The 17,540-nt window shown below is 44.7% G+C and carries 24 protein-coding genes and 1 tRNA gene; 15 read left to right on the top strand and 10 right to left on the bottom strand.

Annotated features, from left to right (window positions below):
* Nucleotides 1-9: 9 nt before the first annotated feature.
* Nucleotides 10-573 (bottom strand): 2'-5' RNA ligase family protein, encoded by a 564-nt coding sequence (locus IPH92_00835; GenBank protein QQR65112.1) that lies wholly within the window; start codon nucleotides 571-573, stop codon nucleotides 10-12.
* 40 nt (nucleotides 574-613) lie between these two features.
* Here IPH92_00835 and IPH92_00840 point away from each other — a divergent pair, with 40 nt between their 5' ends.
* The 6 genes from IPH92_00840 to IPH92_00865 all read left to right on the top strand — a co-directional run bounded on the left by IPH92_00840 (nucleotide 614) and on the right by IPH92_00865 (nucleotide 5,329).
* Entirely contained in the window at nucleotides 614-805 is a 192-nt protein-coding gene (locus tag IPH92_00840; GenBank protein QQR65113.1) for a hypothetical protein, read from the top strand.
* Between the two features lie 563 nt (nucleotides 806-1,368).
* Nucleotides 1,369-1,665 (top strand): hypothetical protein, encoded by a 297-nt coding sequence (locus tag IPH92_00845; protein QQR65114.1) that lies wholly within the window; start codon nucleotides 1,369-1,371, stop codon nucleotides 1,663-1,665.
* A gap of 291 nt (nucleotides 1,666-1,956) precedes the next feature.
* A complete protein-coding gene (locus IPH92_00850) occupies nucleotides 1,957-2,277 on the top strand; it encodes a hypothetical protein (GenBank protein QQR65115.1) in 321 nt (106 codons plus the stop codon).
* Nucleotides 2,278-2,991: 714 nt separating this feature from the next.
* Nucleotides 2,992-3,438, top strand: a complete 447-nt coding sequence (locus IPH92_00855) for a hypothetical protein (protein QQR65116.1) — start codon at nucleotides 2,992-2,994, stop codon at nucleotides 3,436-3,438.
* A gap of 482 nt (nucleotides 3,439-3,920) precedes the next feature.
* The gene (locus IPH92_00860; GenBank protein QQR65117.1) at nucleotides 3,921-4,145 is read left to right on the top strand and encodes a hypothetical protein; all 225 of its coding nucleotides are present in this window, start codon (nucleotides 3,921-3,923) and stop codon (nucleotides 4,143-4,145) included.
* Nucleotides 4,146-4,489: 344 nt separating this feature from the next.
* Nucleotides 4,490-5,329 (top strand): hypothetical protein, encoded by an 840-nt coding sequence (locus IPH92_00865; protein QQR65118.1) that lies wholly within the window; start codon nucleotides 4,490-4,492, stop codon nucleotides 5,327-5,329.
* Between the two features lie 76 nt (nucleotides 5,330-5,405).
* On the opposite strand, the gene IPH92_00870 is transcribed toward IPH92_00865, so the two are convergent.
* The 3 genes from IPH92_00870 to IPH92_00880 form a co-directional block, all read right to left on the bottom strand.
* Nucleotides 5,406-5,648 carry a hypothetical protein gene (locus IPH92_00870; GenBank protein QQR65119.1) on the bottom strand — a complete coding sequence of 81 codons (243 nt, stop codon included), beginning with the start codon at nucleotides 5,646-5,648 and terminating at the stop codon, nucleotides 5,406-5,408.
* A complete protein-coding gene (locus IPH92_00875; GenBank protein ID QQR65120.1) occupies nucleotides 5,623-5,889 on the bottom strand; it encodes a type II toxin-antitoxin system prevent-host-death family antitoxin in 267 nt (88 codons plus the stop codon). Before IPH92_00875 ends, IPH92_00870 begins: the two co-directional genes overlap by 26 nt.
* 653 nt (nucleotides 5,890-6,542) lie before the next feature.
* Nucleotides 6,543-6,614 (bottom strand) — tRNA-Glu (locus tag IPH92_00880).
* 380 nt (nucleotides 6,615-6,994) lie between these two features.
* Between IPH92_00880 and IPH92_00885 the strand changes: the two genes are divergently transcribed.
* Together IPH92_00885 and IPH92_00890 are read left to right on the top strand one after the other, a co-directional pair.
* Nucleotides 6,995-7,261 (top strand): type II toxin-antitoxin system RelB/DinJ family antitoxin, encoded by a 267-nt coding sequence (locus tag IPH92_00885; GenBank protein QQR65121.1) that lies wholly within the window; start codon nucleotides 6,995-6,997, stop codon nucleotides 7,259-7,261.
* 41 nt (nucleotides 7,262-7,302) lie between these two features.
* Entirely contained in the window at nucleotides 7,303-7,551 is a 249-nt protein-coding gene (locus tag IPH92_00890; protein ID QQR65122.1) for a type II toxin-antitoxin system YafQ family toxin, read from the top strand.
* Between the two features lie 67 nt (nucleotides 7,552-7,618).
* On the opposite strand, the gene IPH92_00895 is transcribed toward IPH92_00890, so the two are convergent.
* Nucleotides 7,619-8,239, bottom strand: coding sequence for a hypothetical protein (locus IPH92_00895; GenBank protein QQR65123.1), 621 nt, complete (start codon nucleotides 8,237-8,239; stop codon nucleotides 7,619-7,621).
* 142 nt (nucleotides 8,240-8,381) lie between these two features.
* On the opposite strand from IPH92_00895, the gene IPH92_00900 reads away from it, so the two are divergent.
* From IPH92_00900 to truB, 4 genes are all read left to right on the top strand, one after another.
* Entirely contained in the window at nucleotides 8,382-10,064 is a 1,683-nt protein-coding gene (locus IPH92_00900; GenBank protein QQR65124.1) for an AAA family ATPase, read from the top strand.
* Nucleotide 10,065: 1 nt separating this feature from the next.
* Nucleotides 10,066-10,479, top strand: coding sequence for a M48 family metallopeptidase (locus IPH92_00905; protein ID QQR65125.1), 414 nt, complete (start codon nucleotides 10,066-10,068; stop codon nucleotides 10,477-10,479).
* Nucleotides 10,480-10,523: 44 nt separating this feature from the next.
* On the top strand, nucleotides 10,524-11,759 hold the full coding sequence (locus tag IPH92_00910) for a glutaredoxin family protein (protein ID QQR65126.1): 1,236 nt from the start codon (nucleotides 10,524-10,526) through the stop codon (nucleotides 11,757-11,759).
* A 129-nt stretch (nucleotides 11,760-11,888) separates the two neighbouring features.
* The gene (truB, locus tag IPH92_00915) at nucleotides 11,889-12,551 is read left to right on the top strand and encodes a tRNA pseudouridine(55) synthase TruB (GenBank protein QQR65127.1); all 663 of its coding nucleotides are present in this window, start codon (nucleotides 11,889-11,891) and stop codon (nucleotides 12,549-12,551) included.
* A 60-nt stretch (nucleotides 12,552-12,611) separates the two neighbouring features.
* Here truB and IPH92_00920 read toward each other — a convergent pair whose 3' ends face one another.
* From IPH92_00920 to IPH92_00930, 3 genes are all read right to left on the bottom strand, one after another.
* The gene (locus IPH92_00920) at nucleotides 12,612-12,971 is read right to left on the bottom strand and encodes a hypothetical protein (protein ID QQR65128.1); all 360 of its coding nucleotides are present in this window, start codon (nucleotides 12,969-12,971) and stop codon (nucleotides 12,612-12,614) included.
* Between the two features lie 122 nt (nucleotides 12,972-13,093).
* A complete protein-coding gene (locus tag IPH92_00925; protein ID QQR65129.1) occupies nucleotides 13,094-13,411 on the bottom strand; it encodes a hypothetical protein in 318 nt (105 codons plus the stop codon).
* A gap of 151 nt (nucleotides 13,412-13,562) precedes the next feature.
* Nucleotides 13,563-14,018, bottom strand: a complete 456-nt coding sequence (locus tag IPH92_00930) for a GatB/YqeY domain-containing protein (GenBank protein ID QQR65130.1) — start codon at nucleotides 14,016-14,018, stop codon at nucleotides 13,563-13,565.
* A gap of 130 nt (nucleotides 14,019-14,148) precedes the next feature.
* Between IPH92_00930 and IPH92_00935 the strand changes: the two genes are divergently transcribed.
* A complete protein-coding gene (locus IPH92_00935) occupies nucleotides 14,149-15,243 on the top strand; it encodes a DNA recombination protein RmuC (GenBank protein QQR65131.1) in 1,095 nt (364 codons plus the stop codon).
* A gap of 74 nt (nucleotides 15,244-15,317) precedes the next feature.
* Here IPH92_00935 and IPH92_00940 read toward each other — a convergent pair whose 3' ends face one another.
* Nucleotides 15,318-15,683 carry a hypothetical protein gene (locus IPH92_00940; protein ID QQR65132.1) on the bottom strand — a complete coding sequence of 122 codons (366 nt, stop codon included), beginning with the start codon at nucleotides 15,681-15,683 and terminating at the stop codon, nucleotides 15,318-15,320.
* Nucleotides 15,684-15,839: 156 nt separating this feature from the next.
* Here IPH92_00940 and rplU point away from each other — a divergent pair, with 156 nt between their 5' ends.
* Nucleotides 15,840-16,187, top strand: a complete 348-nt coding sequence (gene rplU / locus IPH92_00945; GenBank protein ID QQR65133.1) for a 50S ribosomal protein L21 — start codon at nucleotides 15,840-15,842, stop codon at nucleotides 16,185-16,187.
* 356 nt (nucleotides 16,188-16,543) lie between these two features.
* The gene (locus IPH92_00950; GenBank protein QQR65134.1) at nucleotides 16,544-16,840 is read left to right on the top strand and encodes a hypothetical protein; all 297 of its coding nucleotides are present in this window, start codon (nucleotides 16,544-16,546) and stop codon (nucleotides 16,838-16,840) included.
* A gap of 84 nt (nucleotides 16,841-16,924) precedes the next feature.
* Here the strand turns inward: IPH92_00950 and recR are convergent, their stop codons facing one another.
* On the bottom strand, nucleotides 16,925-17,539 hold the full coding sequence (gene recR / locus IPH92_00955) for a recombination protein RecR (protein QQR65135.1): 615 nt from the start codon (nucleotides 17,537-17,539) through the stop codon (nucleotides 16,925-16,927).
* Between the last annotated feature and the right edge of the window lies 1 nt (nucleotide 17,540).

Below are 17,540 nucleotides of genomic sequence, written 5' to 3' on the forward strand. Positions count from 1 at the left end.
ATATACATCCTAGATTACGATGTCCCCTATATTGCTCCCAAGTAAGTGATAGTCTTTTACCACTTCCCACCGTCTATCATTACGCTTGAGGAGAGTAATAGTATCGAAAGAGCAGGTGTATGAGGGCGCATTACCTTTTGAAAGCTTTTCAACTATTTCTGTGGTTTGTTCAGCATCTTTAGGATAAGCAAGTGACGCATGAAACTTTGTATCATTTTCATGGATTTTAAATTCAATCCAAGGGAGTTCCTTCAGTTTTTCTTTGAAGTCTTCAACAGCAGTCACTATTTCACTCGGTGCAGCCACATTCATATACACGACACGGTCATCAAAATTACCAAAACCAGAGAGTGTGTACTCCACAGGACTGTATGTATCCACAAAGCGTGCAATAAGGCGTTCAACATCAAAAAGGTCTGTACTGAGCGCCTCAAAGGGTGCTTTGATGGTGAGATGGGGGTCGATACTCGCGGTCACAGGTCGAAGGTGGTAGTGGTGTGCTAAGGCACGGCTCAAGTCCTCATGGTACTTTCGTGCATCCCCTTTAATCATGTGTGCAATCATGTATCGCATATCTGTGTACTATAGCACCCCTCATTAATTTTTAAAATTTTTGACCCAAAATACACCTAAAAAACATGATTATTGTCTTTTAATTAAAAGAGTTGTATTATCCGAACGCATCATTAACCAAGAGGAGAGAGAAATGTATATACATCAAACGAAAGATGAGTTGCGTCAGTTATTTGAAGAAGCACAGCTGGGAATGGACCCGGAAACCGGGGAAAAAGGGGGGCTCCCATGAAAGGCCCCCCGGGCGGAAAATACCCCCGAAATTCGCACCACGCCGAACCTCGGCCCCCCACCCAGAATGGGTCCCCAACCCCCGAGTCTTTCCCGGGGCCTCTTTTATGAAACGGCTGGTATAGTCTAAAGGTGAATAGTCATTCCTAAGGTTCCCATTCTCTGGAAGGAGTCTCTCATGCGTATCACTATAATGAGCCATAGTCCCACAGTGTCATTTCTCAAATTGTATTCGGCAGCGAATCGTTCTAAAATGACCTCTCTCATTTTATCACTCCTGCTGTTTGGTATTGGGTGCGTTGTTTTCACTCACTGAGTGGTATTTTTGGCACACCACTTGCTCTGTGTTGTTTTATCGCAGCACTATGCGTATTTCTCTTAGTCCCAAAATTGTTTTTTAGTAAGGGGAAGGAAAGAAGTACTCACCGTATTCAATGAAACGCGTATTCTCAAACCACGAGAAAAACACACTTTTGCAGATTCCCGACAAATGCGCACCTGGTGCCACTTCGGGGTTTATGTCATGTAGAGTTTGAACTTGCGCATATTGAAAGGTTTCCTATTTTGGAAATATTCATTCGAGAATTGAACTTTTCATCACCCGGGAATAAAAAACTGCTCTTTTCATTGAAGTTTGATTGGGACATAGATACTGCTCGACCACTCATGGTTGGCCAGTCCCCCTTGAACAATCGTGCCTTAAACGCAATCAAATCAAATAGTCTTCCCGAAGAAATCTGTGAGTATGTCGAAGAAATCATCTTTGCCAAAGTGCGCAATCTTGCTGATGACCAAAGTGAGACAGCGCCCGATTTTTTCGGACATTATTTTTGCGCATGTAGTGGAAACCTTGGCAGGTGAGCAGAGTTCTGATAAGACTTCGTTCATCAGCATTACGGTTTCCAGTCTCAAAGCAGCCCTACAGGTTGGGGATGAAAAACCGTTTCTCATCTAACCCAAGTTTCACCTTTACAGATCCTCGCTTATGGCGAGGGTTCTTTTATGATTTTTTTTTGTGGTCAAGGCCCTGCAGCGTGGACTTTTTTCTTTGTCCTGTGGTAGTTTATTAGAGGAAATTGTATCAATTGAAACCGCACCTTGAGAGTATCAAGCAAGGTAATTCATTCATTTTTGACAGGAGTAAGGACTGAAATGAAACAGGAATTTTTCGACGTCTGTCCGGAAGCAAAAGTGTTTAGGTACCAGGTTTTCTTAGACTCTTTTATTCTCGCCATTCTCGTTGTTGTTTTGTGGGCTTATGGTGGTCGTGATGAGTTTGGACTTGTGATGCTCATTGCTTTCTGCGGGTATCTCATAGTGTCTCTGTCTTTCCATTCATTGTTTTTCAAAATCGTTGGCAAAGACAATATGATTACTGTGCTCGATGAAAAGATAATGCTTATGCCTGGTGAATCGGTGCGTACGTTACGGTATCCTCGAGTCGTACACACAATTCCTCTCAAGGGGAATTAGCCATCGACTTTAACATTGGAAACCTCAAGGCATTTCATGACTTGGAAGAATTCCTGGTCGATTGTGATGTGCCAGATTTAGAGGCAAAAGCATTTCGTGTAGTTGCTGCACTGACATGGGGATACCCACTGGGGATATGGGTTCGTACAAACAATGTACTTCTGCATGACCAATTGCTGTTTGTATTGGCAGATGACATTCGGCGGAGGACTGCTGATGTCATGAAGTTCATCAGCGATTCACATTTTCCATGCTATCCTCCCATGCTTCAGACTTTTTTAATTCTAGGGGAACCCTAGGGAGCAACTATAATTCCCCTAGGGAACCCTAGGAGCAAGACAACTCCACCAACGAAGCGCTGCGTGATCCGGTGCTCGCGGCGCGACTTCTGGATCCAGCGCGCCTGAATATCTTGCTCTGTCTTCCTTGCACATGTGTACGATTCTCACAGAAGCTCATGGTCTCAAAATTATCGACCCGTACATCATTTCGGTCGGGGTCCTGGCGAATACTGGGTGGAACATTGCAAGATCGAAGATGGTCTTGCCATGCGCGTCTCCTCAGTATAGGAGGTATCGACGATGCACCATCAAAGTGAATATGGTGTAACGAGTTGGTTGGTGTGACATTGGTACCACACGACTGGGGCAATGGTACGTCTGATTGGTGTTCAAGAAGGTGCTCATTCTGGTATCGGTAAAGGACCCGATCCGTATGACCTACTCGGTCGCAGTGGCAAAAGCTGATGGAACCGTCTGGCAATACACGTCCACTTCCAGGGAACTTCTACACACTCGTGCAAATGCCGGACAGAGTGTGGTTCTCGCAATACCACAAGAAGGGTGGGGCAATGGACAGTGGCGAACCGGAGTATCTCGTGACCTCGATCAAGCAATCAGCGAGCCGGTGCGGTTTACACCCTGTTCCACCTACTACGGCTTCTTCAAGTATGAGAAAAAGAGAGGTTCGTGCGGTGGTGCCGCGAGTAGCAAACGCATTCGTGCTCGTCGGAGATCCAACGAATATCTGGAAGAATGGCAACCACGCAACAGACTTGCACTCCGTCCAACCGTATCGTGTCGAAATAGACCATACCTACGTCTCATGAAGCAAAACAAGCTCAAAGCGACTGAGCTGATGTTGCAGATAATGCAGGCATAATAGTCACCGCGAGCACTTGCCCGCGTTTCTCATACCGAAAGGTGGGAACGTGGGTTTTAAACAGGTACCAGACCCAACGTTATGGTTGTATCAGAGAGTGTGACAATATTCCAAAGACAACATGTGTTGCTGGCATCAAAGTACATCTTTTCCAGAGGCCCCTGCCTATGGTAGAGGTAAAATAGTAAGAGGCTCTCTTTGTTGAAATTTTTATAAAACAGAGCCGAGGGAAATGGATTTCCAAGGGACTCTGATAGGGACTGTCTCGTCTCGCTTAGGCGGCGGCCAACTGACAGCCGAACTTCCGGTGAACTAAGCATCTCGCAGGACCTCTAGCGGGAAGTCATACGACTGGGCGGTCAGGAAACCATACGAATCAAAACCTTCAGTAAGCGCAGCCATTATCCCCGCCATGCCTTCGTTGCTGTCTCTGGGTTTGCTCGAGGTCGTAGAATTCCTTTGCGAACGGCACAATCGTCGCGATGAAAAAACATGTACTCTTCCTTCTTGAGTTCGAGAATCGAGTCGCCACGCTTAACGGTGATCTGGAACATGCGATGGATTTCATCCTCGTCTTCGGACGCTTCCGTGCTGTCGAGGCTGGTGGATCGGAAGTGCGAACACCAACTCCAGTAGAGCTTGGTGTCGCCGATCTTAACCCAGCCCTCATAGTCGGTGCCATCGCGAATCTGTTTTATACATTATGACCAAAACTTTCTCGTCGTCATACCGTAATCTCCTTTTTGATTGTGAAATGTGCTTGTTTTGGGCAGTAACTCAAAAACCAAGTCAAAAATATCTTAGTACATAAAAATGTTCTGCTCCAACAATTTAAATTTCTAGCAAAATTTCTCTGGACCCTAGGGGACTGACCTAGGGGAATGTTCACGACTTCTTTTCTTCCGTTGCTGTTTTCCTTTGTGTTAAAATATCAATTGATTACTTTTCGCGATGAAACAACTCAGGCAAAAATTAACGTGACCCTGTGAGGTAACAATCGAGCCATTGGGGACTCATGTAATATAAAATGATAAGAAACGGCGTACATATCATGAGTAAAGCAATCATCATTATACTTCTCGTTGTCATACTTGGTTTTATTGGGGTGTTTTATTACTATCCACCTCAAGAAGTCGTACTGGTTGAACCTGTTCTGTGTACCACCGAGGCGAAAATTTGCCCCGACGGTTCGTCTGTTGTACGCACTGGTCCCTCATGCGAGTTTGCAGAGTGCCCAGCTCCCGTTCCTGTTGTGGAGGTAAAAGAAGAAGGGAAGGTCGCACTCAATCAAAAGATTTTAAATAATGGAATATTTGTCACACCACTTGAAGTCACTGCAGACAGTCGATGTCCCTCTGACGTGATGTGCGTATGGGCAGGTGAAATTTCTCTAAAGACACGCCTTGAAAAGGGAACAACAACTGCGGATGTAGTATTCAAGCAACAGTCGGCAGTTGTCTTTGAGGGATACTCCATCACGCTTACTGACGTAATCCCCGAAAACAAATCAACAACAACCCTGAATAAAGCAGATTACCGATTTACATTCACGATGACACCACTAGCGCAATTGATGGTAGGAAGCGTCTCAGGGCGAGTGACACTGAGTCCTATCTGCCCTGTAGAGCGTGTCCCACAAGAACCGCAGTGTTCACCAAAACCGTATGCAACCACCATTGAGATTAGTGAAGTGGGGAAGAGTGTGGTTATGAAGACCGTACAGAGTGACAATATGGGAGCATTCAAGATAGATCTTCCGGTGGGTACCTACGTGCTCCACGCACTCACCGTAAATAACGCCCCAATGCCCTCGTGTGCGCCCGTGAACGTTACCGTTAAATCAGGTCAGGCAAGTACACAGGACATCTCCTGTGATACAGGGATTCGGTAAGGGTTCAAGATATATTAATTCCCGAGGTCGGACCTCGGGAATGAGAGTATTTTCAAATTCTGATATCTGTGTTGATTTAAAAGTTTCTGTATGTTTGTTCACTTCGACGACTAATCTCGAGGACTTCAATGTTTTTTCCCATGTCGAGAAAAATAATTCGGATGCTCCCATATCGTGCCCGGTATATGTCTCTGTATCCAGACAGTTTTTTAATATCGAGATCTGTAGTATCTCGACTCAGGATTTGCTGAAGAATTTTTTCTACTGCGGCAAACTCCTTGTCGCTGAGCCTTTTAAGAAATTTTTGATTTCTGTCCATGCATTTTTTTCATTGAGGCAAGTAGTTGTTCTACGGGTACCCCATGTCCAGTTTCTTTCGTAAAATCAACGACTGTTTCCCACCCGTCTTCATCTGCATCTACGGGAGTAATTTTAAAAAGTGGAGTAGAACGACGAAAAACGGTGATCGACTCACCCTTGCTGACGCGTGTAATATACGCATCCATATTCTCACGGAGTTCTTTAAGTCCAACGGTCGTTTTTTTAATTTTTGTGCTCATTCAATAAGTTTAACTTAAGTTTAACTTAAGTCAAGATACAAGGAGTACGGTACCCTCATTGTACTAAAGAAAATAAAAAAGTGGACAGGGAAACGAGGCTAAAAGGGAGGCGTGTGATGATAGAGGTACATGAGTTACATTCTATGATTTAAAGAAAGTGAGGGGGGACAGGGACAATAAACTTTAATATTTCATGGTGTAATTTGTGATCACAAGTTGCTAAGTATATTTGGTCATGCGGAATGCATTGTGGTCACAAGTTACTAACTATAATTGTTCGCTCTGCTCCAATTCTAGTAAGTACTTTTCGACCTCGGCTCGCGGTTCGTCGCCCTAGGAAGGGGCGACTCATATCGCTCCGCCCTCACAGTTGGCCCGTACACAAAGCAGTTTGTGTACTAAAACAAAAGAGTCGTTGTCTTTCAACAAGACAACGACTCTTTTGTTTTGCCAACTGTGACCCTACCGGGAAATTCGAAGCCTACTGCTTCAGTACACCTTGTCAGTATTTTGTTTCCTTTCAGTCACAAAATACTAGGCAAGGTCTTCGATTCCCGGACGAAGAGTCTCTCAGACTCTTCTTAGGGTCATGGGAAGTTTAACAAAGAAAAATCCCTTATGAATAAGGGATTTTTCTTTAAAAACTTCTACCATGACCCTACCGGGAATCGAACCCGGATTTCTTGGATGAGAACCAAGTGTCCTAACCGTTAGACGATAGGGCCGAATGTACGTTTTGCATCATTGTAGTTTAAATCTGGCCGCCTGCGTCACTTTTGCTTCTGGGTAGAAGAAAAAGTGACAGACTCAGAAATTATAGTCGCTTGCGCTCTTTAATTTCTGGCCACCGTTAGACGATAGGGCCAGACTGTCTGTGAAGACAGAATTGGTGAGTAAAACACATGCCAGCGTTTTCTCAATTCAAATGCTGATTACTCAGCAAAAGTAGTTATACCAGATTTTTATATTTTAATAAAGCGCTTACATAGGCCTTGCCTATGGTGAAATGCCTGTGTAGAAACTAGGGAACAGGGAACATTACAGGTAATTTCTTATGTACGTACATTGTGTTGACAATGTAAGTACATACGATTAAACTATATGCATGACTACATTAAGCATACGTATTGAAGAAAAGACAAAGAAAGAAGCGGCAAAGACACTTGCTGCGCTTGGACTTGATATGTCGAGTGCAGTAAAGATGTTTCTCCATCAGGTGGTAATAGAGCAGGGAATTCCTTTTAAACCTACACGCACACCTCGTGAAATTGTAGATGAATATGACAAGGAGGTGGCATGGGCAAAGAAGCATGGGAAACGATACTCGAACGCGAGTGAGATGTTTGCGGATATTATGAAAGAGAAGGACTAGGTATGTATCAGATTGTCTACGCAAAGAGATTTGAGAAGTCTTTGGCAAGATTAATCAAAGGAGGACTAAAGAAGTCAGTACAAAAAGAAATAATTGAAACAATTGATTTAATAGCGAGCGGTTCACCGTTACCTCCTTCATACAGAGACCATCAACTTCATGGTGTGTACGCAGAGTATCGCGAATGCCATGTACAGGGAGACCTTCTCTTGATGTATCAGATTTCCAATAAAGAACTTGTGCTTTTTATGGTGAATGTCGGTTCACACAATGATTTGTTCAATCAGTGAGAGTACTTTCTAGTGGTGCATACATAGGCCTTGCCTATGGAGAAATTGCCTATGTAGATATAAACTCTTATAGCGAATTGTTGAATACAATTGTATCTAGCATTGACTGGATATCAGAGTCAGTGACTTGTTGGCGACCACTACAAAATACTCCTTGAGTATGTATCACGAGGTATCCTGTGTCATAAGGTTTTACATAATAAGTTGACGGATTTGAGACTACAGGATATTTCAAAATGAACTTATTAAGAGTTGTGTTTCCAACAACTACTGAGCCTAGGTCAGTATAGGTAATTTGTTTTGCATCAGGTTTTTGTAGATTTGCACTGCTATTGTTTAATTGCAAAAGAAATTCTTGAGTATCATATACAGAATTATCATGTTCCCCATAAAGGAAGTATTGCAACTCAATAAAAGTACTATTTACATCTTCAAATTCGCTACAATATTCGCTTTTTATTGAAGATACATTGTGAATGTCATTGCTATGTACTTTGTAGTATCGCGGAATAGACATTGTCACAAGTGGTTCGGAATCACTAGGACTTCGATAAAGTTCTACTTTATGAGGTATGTCAAAAACAATTGGGACTCCAATTGTAAAGACAAAACAAATTAATAGGAGTAACACAATGCCTGAAACGATTCCAATACGATGCCAAATCAAATATGATTTATCTTTAGACATAGACAATAATGTTAAGTATACATATCTTTCGAAAGATATAAAATAAGTACACAGGAACAATATATTCCTAAATTCATTGCTGTCTCAGTCCGACTTTTGGTAATTATGAAATTGATATCTGTGAAGATGGTATACTACTCTCATGATACAGGCGCAGACACTGGAAATACTGAAGACGGGGGCGAATGCTTTTCTTACGGGGGAGCCGGGGTCGGGGAAGACGTATGTGCTCAATCGGTATATTGATTGGCTCACAGCATGCGACATACCGGTGGCTATTACAGCCTCCACGGGGATTGCAGCGACACACATTGGCGGTACCACGATACACTCGTGGGCGGGTATTGGTGCGCGCGACACGCTCACGCAGTACGACCTCGACAACATCATGGGGAATGAAAAGACCGTGCGCCGTGTGAAAAAAGCACGCGTGCTCATTATTGATGAAATCTCGATGCTCGATGGGCGTGTGCTCGATATGGTGGAGACGGTGTGTCGCACGGTGAAGCAATCGGGAGAATCTTTTGGGGGGATGCAGGTAGTACTTGTGGGAGACTTTTTTCAGTTGCCACCTATTGCAGGGAGAGGGGAGATGTCGCGCTTTGCCTTTGAGTCGCGCGCGTGGGAGAGTGCAAAATTCCTCACGTGCTACCTCACCGAGCAGCACCGCCAGGAGGATGAACTCCTCTTAGGGCTTCTCAATTCTATTCGCAAAAATGATGTGGACGAGAGTCACTACACGCTCCTCAGTGAGCAAACAGATGTAGGCTACACCGATATCGAACCGACGAAACTCTATACGCACAACAGTGATGTCGACAGTATGAATACTTCGCGCCTTAAAGAACTCAATGCCGCGAGTGTCCATTTTAAGATGGATACAAAGGGGAATAAATATGTCGTGGAGACGTTGGTAAAAAACTGCCTCTCACCTGAGACGCTCGAACTGAGGAAGGAGGCGATGGTGATGTGCACGAAAAACAACTTTGAAGTGGGGTATGTAAACGGAACGTTGGGGCGGGTGGTGGACTTTGATAGGGAAGACGGATTCCCCGTGATTGAAACGAGTGATGGGAGAAGTATTAAAATCGCTCCGCAATCATGGTCGGTCATAGAGGATGGGAAAGTGAAGGGAGAAATCACGCAGGTGCCGCTACGCCTCGCGTGGGCTATTACCGTGCATAAGAGCCAAGGGATGTCACTTGATGCTGCAGAAATAGACCTCAGAAATGCCTTTACCTACGGCCAAGGATACGTCGCACTCTCCCGCGTACGCTCTCTTACCGGAATGAAAATAATCGGCCTCAATTCACAAGCGCTCCTTGTGGACCCGCGTGTGGTACACAAGGATGAGCACTTCCGCGAGGAGTCGGATGATGCGGAGTTTGTGTTTGCCGAAATGGAAAGTGAAGAAGTGACCACGATGCAGAAAAACTTTGTAAATGCCTCGGGTGGTAAGTGGGCAGAAAAGGTGGAGGGAAGGGTAAAGCATGCGGGTGTGCCGGTACGCGAAAATACGTATGCGGTCACCAAAGAACTTGTGGAAAAATGTATGAGCGCACACGATATTGCAAAGACGCGTGGCATGGCACTTTCGACCATCTGGTCGCATATTGAAAAACTTGCAGAGGATAAGGAGATAGGAAAGAAGCATATTGAAAATCTTATTCCTTCGGATGCTGTTTGGACTGCTGCGTACCCCCATATATCCAAAGCATTTGAAAAGCATGGCACGGAGAAATTAAAGCCAGTCTTTGAAGAACTTGATGAGGCGTATGACTACGACCTCATTCGCCTCGGAAGACTTTTGTATACGATTAAATAATATGCGTGGTGTTGGTGTGTGGTTTGGGATACGAAGAGTGAAAAGGACCCGGCGCCGCAGGCGCCAGGGGAGTGCTGCGCACTACCTCTCGCACAAGGAGCGTGCTCGTGCATTCGCGCATGAGCGTCTCGAGTACTGGAGTACTCACTATGGATGCTCGTATGGCCGAGTCGCGATACGCGACCAAAGGACGCGCTGGGGGAGTTGCTCAAGCAAGCAAAATCTCAATTTTAATTACCGCATTGTCTTTCTTCCGCCACATCTTGCGGACTACATTATCGTGCACGAGTTGTGCCACCTTCTCGAGCTTAATCACGGGCCACAATTTTGGGCGCATGTCGCGCGCGCATGCCCCGAGTATGTGTCTCATGTGAATGAACTGCGTGCATGCGATATGCATACACTTGGTACGTAGGATGACTTTGTATCAGAGTGATTAGGGATGGTATACTGGGGATTATGAAAATATTTGGATCATTTTTTGGACTTGCACTTTTTGCACTCAGCGCATTTTTTAGCCCTGTTTTTGCTGCGGGTGACGACGTCACCATCTTCTTTTTTGGTCGCGACGACTGTGCCCATTGTGCGGAAGAAAAGGCATTTTTGGCTGAGTACTTGCCTACGGTAGAAGGAGTGACGTATGAATACTTTAATGTCACGGAGGATGATGCGGCTAAAGACTTGTATGAAAAGGTGCTTGCGAAGCACGAGCTTTCTCATGTGACACCGGTCACGGTGATTGGTGATGTGGTATTTCAGGGGTATGACACGGATGAAATCACGGGTACCTTTATCAAGGATGCGGTAGAGCGCGCGCGAGCGGGCGATATTCGCACGATTGAGGACCATCTTGCGCGCGCGCCAAAGCAAGCAGATAGTTTCAAAGGTGCGGGCTGTGATGAAAATGGTACTGAGTGTGGCACGCTCACCAACCCCAATATGTACATGTTTAATCTGCCCATCATTGGTGTGGTAGATTTTAAATCCTTTTCACTCATCTCACTTGCAGCTGTACTCGGTACTATCGACGGTTTCAATCCCTGTGCGATGTGGGTGCTTATAACCTTCCTCGTTCTTCTTACGCAGGTGGGGGACAAAAAGAAGATGATGTTGGTCGCAGGACTTTTCATTGTCGCGGAGGCCGTTATGTACAATCTCATCCTCAATGTGTGGTTTACTACATGGGACTTTGTAGGGCTTGATAGTATTGTGACGCCACTTGTCGGAATACTTGCTCTCTTTGGCGGTGCGTTCTTCCTCTATCGTTGGAAGAAAAATCGTTTCAAGCCACTCATCTGTGATGTTTCTGATCTTGAGACACAGGGGAAGACGATTGCCCGTATTCAAAAGATTATCGAGCAACCGACTACCATTGTTACGGTACTAGCCGTAATCGCGATTGCGTTTTCGGTCAATATTATTGAGTTTGCGTGCTCCATTGGTATTCCACAGGCATTCACCAAGATTCTCGAGCTCAACGATCTTTCCTTCGCGTCACAACAGTTCTATATTCTTATCTACACACTCGGCTACATGGTGGACGACCTCATTGTCTTTGGTCTCGCTATTTGGGGCTTCTCGCGCCTTGAATCACATGGGCATAAGTATGCACAACTCTCGCTTCTCATTGGTGGATTCCTCATGCTTATCTTGGGTGCGATACTTATTATCAATCCAAATATCTTTGTCCTATAGGACGGGCTTATAGTTTAGTACTGTGACAGAGTACAGTAAGAACCCCTCCAACTTTCGAAGGAAAGTTGGAGGGGTTCTTTTCGTGTTGTGAAAGTAGTGACTCCATGAACTTTCTGATACTATGCCTCTATGAATCTTCCCGCAGATATTATTCTCATCGATAAGCCGCTCGGCATTACGTCCTTTGATGTTATTCGTCGGCTACGGAGGGAACTTGGCATCCGCAAAATGGGGCATGCAGGAACCCTCGACCCGCTTGCCACAGGGCTCATGATAATTGGGATAGAAAGTGGTACGAAGAAACTGAGTGAGTATTTAAAACTTGATAAAGAATATATAACAGAGGTGCGCATTGGTGAGCGGAGGAGCACAGGCGACTTAGAGGGGGTAATTATTGAATCATGTGATGTGCCTGTACTTCAAGAGTCTGTGGTACGGGAAGTGCTTCACACAATGCAAGGAGAAATCTCGCTCCCCGTCTCAGCGTACTCAGCAATTAAAAAAGATGGTGTTCCGATGTATAAGCGTGCGCGCAAGGCTGAAAAGGCCGGTGAGACTATAGAGGACGTACCTGCGCGTACAATGCGTGTCGATGAAGTAGAATTGCTTTCGCTTACGTGTAGTGAAGGGAAGTGTGTGGCGACTATTCGCTTTGCGGTGGGAAGCGGTACCTACATTCGCTCGCTCGGAGAAGAGTTAGGAAAGCGTCTTGGCTATCCTGCAACACTCCAAAGTCTTCGACGAACACGGATTGGAACATATAGCGTTTCAGATGCACGGAAACTTAGTTAAACTGAGATATGAAAAGGGCGCTCAAATTTCGAGCGCCCTGTTTTGTCACTGAAGAACTTTTTATTCGAGAATCTTTTGCTGAATTTCACGGAGGTTTGAAAGATCGAGCGGAAATGATCGCTCTGCAACACGTTTTCCGAGATGTTGCAAAAGTAACATTCGGTTCAGTGTGTCCTGCTCGGCGAATGGATTCACTGGTATGGTTATGATGATGGAATGTGAGTCCCCGTCATACCAGGCCATGAGTACATTAGCGAGTGCGGAAACTTCGCTACTATTTCTGATGGTTTCTAATTCCACTTCGATTTTCTCTTCAGCATTTATGCTCGGCAGAAGAATTGTCGGAATGGTGAGACTTACATTTGCTTCACCCGCTTTCACAACAGCCAGTATTACTCTGGGCATATCTTGGACTGACATTTGGTTTCCCCTTATAAAAATGAACTTACGATAGTGCAATAATATAGTACATACAAATTTGAGGTATGTCAATATACTGATGGCCCGAAACGCGAAGCGTTTCGGGCCATTCTTCGGGTCATTTATGAACGGTCACGTTTCGGCATACTATACACCATCGCTGTTTCGTGACGCCATGCATCCGCCCATTCTCTGCGGGAGAGGATGACCCTTGGAGTCGTGGCAGGTTTCACTTCAGGGACATGCACCTTCTTGGTGTTGATTTCCTTTTTTGCAAGGCGAGTAAGTTCACCGCGAAGGTATTCTCTTCGTCCATTCTCGGACACATGCTTTAAAACTTCCCTTACCGAACGAGGAATGGCAGCAATATCACCATTTGCGAGTTCGATTACTCTTTTTAGCTTTTGCTGACCGTCTTGGTCAAGGTTCCGTACACTCATTTGTGACCTCCAAAGAACGTTTATATCAAAGAAGATTATACAACACATATTTAATACATGCAAGCATTAAAAACCCTGAAATTTAATGGTATTTCAGGGTCTCTATTCTTTGTATGTGGTGAATAGTATAGGTTAGCAACGATTCAATCTGTTATGAAAGCAATTCCTCCACCACTGCTTTTACATCTCCTCCATCAGCCTTGCCTTGAAGTTCTTTCATAAGTGAGCCAATAAGCATACCCATTTTTGATTTGTCTGGAGCACCCAACTCAGCAATCTTTGTCGCTACAATAGGTCTAATTTCCTCACGGGACATCATTTGGGGAAGATATGACTCCAGTACCACAAGTTCTTCACGTTCTACCACAGCGAGGTCCTCGCGTCCTCCTGCCTCAAATTGCGTAATAGATTCTTTACGCTGCTTTGCAAGGCGCTTAATAACTGAAAGTACGCCAGCATCGTCGAGCGGAGTCTGCGGTGTGCGGCCCGTGGACACCAGCTCATTGGTAAAGGCAGTGAGCATACTGCGCACCGTGCGGAGTTTCACCGCGTCATGTGCCTTCATTGCTTCCTTCAATTCTTCTCTAATTTGTGTGTGTAAATCCATAATCCATTTAACTTAATGCTTCTATCCTACCACAAATCACACCATACAAAGGGCCACCCTTCGCAATTGTGCGAAGGGTGGCCCTTTGTATAATCTTTGTATGGTTTTGGGGCGTGGTAGAATAGCGATTATGGAAACGTTTCAATTGCTTATTGTGGTTTTGCTCATCGCGGTTATTGGTATTTTGGTGTATGTATTTTTTATAAAAAAGGAAGAGGAAAAGGAGGATACGTCCTCTGATGGACTCCTCATGCTCCAGCAGCAACTAGCAGAACTCACACGCACCATGAATGAGCGCATGGGTGAAAGTAATAAAGTAATGCAAGAAGGAGCACGGGCACAATTTCGTGAGAGTCGTGAACTCATTCAAGAAATCAACAGGGAAGTGAATGAGCAATTGCGTAATGTGGTGAAAGGGGTGACCGAAGTTTCGGAATCCTCAAAGCAAGTCTTTACCATCGCTGATCAACTCCAAAACCTCGAAAAGATTCTCACACACCAAAAACAACGGGGAAACCTCGGTGAAGCGTCACTCCAACTTGCGCTCGAAAATATACTCCCCGCTAGCGTATACGAACTCCAGTATTGTTTTCCAGGAGGGGAGGCAGTGGATGCTGTTGTTAAAACTAAAGACGGTTTGATTCCCGTGGATGCAAAGTTTTCACTCGACAACTATCGCCGGCTCGTTGATGAAACGAATGCTGAGAAAAAGGAGGAACTTGAGAAAGAATTTAAAAACGATTTGAAGAAGCGCATTGATGAAACGGCGAAGTATATTCGTCCCAAGGACGGGACACTCCCGTTTGCTTTTATGTATATTCCTGCAGAGGCAATCTACTATGACCTTCTCGTAAATGAGGTGGGCTCAATAAAGGTAAATACGCGCTCGCTCATTGACTACGCATACAAGGATAAGAATGTAATCATCGTGTCACCAACGACGTTTGCTGCATACTTGCAGTCAGTCCTTTATGGTTTCCGTGCGTTTAAGATTGAAGAGTCTGCAAAACAGATAGGGAAGCATGTCGAGGGGCTTTCACGACACCTGAAGGCGTATGACGACTATTTCAAAAAAGTAGGTACATCACTCGGTACCACCGTGAGTCACTACAATGCTGCACAAAAAGAGTTTGGAAAAGTCGATAAAGATGTTGCCAAGATTACGGACGGTAGTATCGATTTTGAGTCTATCGCACTCGAAAAACCACAGCAATTGGTAGAGTAAGAGATGTGAAGATACCATGAAATAAAAATAGGCACGGAACAAAGTCCGTGCCATTTTTGAAGATATCTGATGCATCACATAAGCAATCTATTCTTTTTTGTGACAGATGTTTCTTTTGGCTTTATCATGAAGACGCTGAGTTTTGAATCGTCTGGCCCCGCGAGAACGAAGATGTACTCATCCTTGCATAAAAACATGATGACAATTTCTGCCGATTTTGATTCATGTAACTCATTCTTCTCATTCAACTTGTTTATCAGAAGACTTTTACTTTCGACAAGAACAGTACTGAGCGACGCATGGTCTTTGCAGTACTCTTGTCCTGTCGTTACGAACCGGTTTTTGTCACCTTTGACGGTGGATGCTTGGGAGGGGTCGGTGTAATACACGTAGCCCATAACGAAAAGTATGGCAAATGCAACACTGATGATCAGTTTCATTTGAACCTCCGGATATGTGAAAGAACAAGTGGAATTATGACACACATTCTAATAATTGCAAAGTTATAAAGAATTCTGTGTTCTATGCATTAAGAGCTGTATGTACGGCTGGGGAGTTGCATATTTTTGTGTTTTCTTGTAGAATCACCCCCACATATGGCAAAGAAGGAAACAACAAAAGAAATACAGAGCGAATTCGCGGTTATTGAGACAGGCGGGAAGCAGTACCTCGTATCAGTCGGGGATGTGCTCCTTGTTGAACTTCTTGGCGAGCACAAAGAAGGAGATGCAATTGAATTTGATAAAGTACTTATGGTAGACAATGGTTCAGATACGACTATTGGTGAACCATACATTAAGGGCGCAGCCGTAAAGGCAACTTTCCAAGGCGAAAAGAAAGGTGACAAGATTCACATCGTTCGCTACAAGGCAAAGAGCAACCGCGACCGCCGAATTGGCCACCGCCAAAAGTACGCACAGGTAAAGATTGAAGCCCTCAAATAAATTTGAAATAAAAGCCCCGCGCCACAAGCGCGGGGCTTTTTTGAATTATTCCAGCCATAAATACACATTAAATGGGGTTCTTTACTAGTATGTCGCACTCTGCGACATAAAATATGCATCGGCGGTGGCCGATTCTTCTGCTAGCAAAGAACCCTGGTCCCACCTTTGGTGGGGTTCTTTACTAGTATGTCGCACTCTGCGACATAAAATATGCATCGGCGGTGGCCGATTCTTCTGCTAGCAAAGAACCCTGGTCCCACCTTTGGTGGGGTTCTTTACAAATATTATATACCATGTCATAATAATGTTGCTTGATCTTTACAACTGTAGTACCCACTCAACTGAAAGGAAATAGTATGGAACTTGGAATGTTTTCGGTATCAGGTCACGTCGTGCTCTACGCCTGTTGTTTCATCATGGCAATGGCCATCCTCTATGCATGTGAGACATTGCCTCACTGCGTTTCTCCGCGATTATTGAGTCCACACTCGAAGGGTAACTCGTTTGTGGTAGGAACAGCGATGTTTCTCATGTACTTTGGCTTTTTTGGAATCGTCACTTTGATGATTCCAGCAGTGTCTCATGATCTCTCAATGGCGTTCGCCATCGCTGGGGGCTTTCTCAGTTTTTGTACCTCTGAGAAGTATAAGTAACCACTGCAGTTCTTAGAACCCCGTCGGCTTTTGCCACGGGGTTTGTTTTATTTATGGTTTCTAGTTTTAAGTTTTAGAAAAGTCCTAACTTCTATTTTTGAGTGCGTTTTTAATAGTTTCGGGGTCTGCATACTCAAGTTCTGAACCCGTTGAGAGTCCACGGCCGAGATGGGTGACTCTGATATTGTGCTCGTCGATAAGTGAACGTAACAGTGTTTCTACATATCTTCCGGTGTTTTCGCCATCGGGGTTTATAGCAAAAGCAAGAATTATTTCTTTGAGACCGAGTGGTGCGCGCGTTTCTACAATGTGCTTCAACATACCGCCTCGCAATTTCTTAACATCCTGTGTATCGAGAAGGGGAACAGTACCACCGAGTACTAAATAAAGTCCATCATACATGCCACTGCGCTCTATCGCGTCGATATCGGTATCGCGCTCAACGACCGTAAGTTTACTCTTGTCACGGTGCGCACTATGACAAATACTACACGTCTGATCGGTACTTTGAAGTGTATGAAAGCGCGCACATGAAGGGCAGGAGATGACGTGGGTGCGAATAGTGCGGATGAGTTCAGAAAGTTCTGCAACATCAGCAGGAGGAAGCGTGAGTAAATGAAATGCAAAACGTTTTGCTTGGCGCGAGCCAATGCCAGGAAAATGCTCAAAATGTTTGATGAGTTTGTCGAATGTAGTCATG

It is taken from the genome of Candidatus Kaiserbacteria bacterium, from assembly GCA_016699245.1.
Classification (GTDB): domain Bacteria; phylum Patescibacteriota; class Minisyncoccia; order Phycocordibacterales; family UBA918; genus Damh-18.

Coding starts and splice junctions, on each gene's coding strand:
- IPH92_00850 (QQR65115.1), top strand. CDS start 1,957: ATGAAACAGGAATTTTTCGACGTCTGTCCGGAAGCAAAAGTGTTTAGG.
- IPH92_00920 (QQR65128.1), bottom strand. CDS start 12,971: ATGTCAGTCCAAGATATGCCCAGAGTAATACTGGCTGTTGTGAAAGCG.
- IPH92_00835 (QQR65112.1), bottom strand. CDS start 573: ATGCGATACATGATTGCACACATGATTAAAGGGGATGCACGAAAGTAC.
- IPH92_00900 (QQR65124.1), top strand. CDS start 8,382: ATGATACAGGCGCAGACACTGGAAATACTGAAGACGGGGGCGAATGCT.
- truB (QQR65127.1), top strand. CDS start 11,889: ATGAATCTTCCCGCAGATATTATTCTCATCGATAAGCCGCTCGGCATT.
- IPH92_00865 (QQR65118.1), top strand. CDS start 4,490: ATGAGTAAAGCAATCATCATTATACTTCTCGTTGTCATACTTGGTTTT.
- IPH92_00870 (QQR65119.1), bottom strand. CDS start 5,648: ATGGACAGAAATCAAAAATTTCTTAAAAGGCTCAGCGACAAGGAGTTT.
- rplU (QQR65133.1), top strand. CDS start 15,840: ATGGCAAAGAAGGAAACAACAAAAGAAATACAGAGCGAATTCGCGGTT.
- IPH92_00855 (QQR65116.1), top strand. CDS start 2,992: ATGACCTACTCGGTCGCAGTGGCAAAAGCTGATGGAACCGTCTGGCAA.
- recR (QQR65135.1), bottom strand. CDS start 17,539: ATGACTACATTCGACAAACTCATCAAACATTTTGAGCATTTTCCTGGC.
- IPH92_00940 (QQR65132.1), bottom strand. CDS start 15,683: ATGAAACTGATCATCAGTGTTGCATTTGCCATACTTTTCGTTATGGGC.
- IPH92_00895 (QQR65123.1), bottom strand. CDS start 8,239: ATGTCTAAAGATAAATCATATTTGATTTGGCATCGTATTGGAATCGTT.
- IPH92_00935 (QQR65131.1), top strand. CDS start 14,149: ATGGAAACGTTTCAATTGCTTATTGTGGTTTTGCTCATCGCGGTTATT.
- IPH92_00860 (QQR65117.1), top strand. CDS start 3,921: ATGAAAAAACATGTACTCTTCCTTCTTGAGTTCGAGAATCGAGTCGCC.
- IPH92_00905 (QQR65125.1), top strand. CDS start 10,066: ATGCGTGGTGTTGGTGTGTGGTTTGGGATACGAAGAGTGAAAAGGACC.
- IPH92_00910 (QQR65126.1), top strand. CDS start 10,524: ATGAAAATATTTGGATCATTTTTTGGACTTGCACTTTTTGCACTCAGC.
- IPH92_00930 (QQR65130.1), bottom strand. CDS start 14,018: ATGGATTTACACACACAAATTAGAGAAGAATTGAAGGAAGCAATGAAG.
- IPH92_00925 (QQR65129.1), bottom strand. CDS start 13,411: ATGAGTGTACGGAACCTTGACCAAGACGGTCAGCAAAAGCTAAAAAGA.
- IPH92_00885 (QQR65121.1), top strand. CDS start 6,995: ATGACTACATTAAGCATACGTATTGAAGAAAAGACAAAGAAAGAAGCG.
- IPH92_00875 (QQR65120.1), bottom strand. CDS start 5,889: ATGAGCACAAAAATTAAAAAAACGACCGTTGGACTTAAAGAACTCCGT.
- IPH92_00950 (QQR65134.1), top strand. CDS start 16,544: ATGGAACTTGGAATGTTTTCGGTATCAGGTCACGTCGTGCTCTACGCC.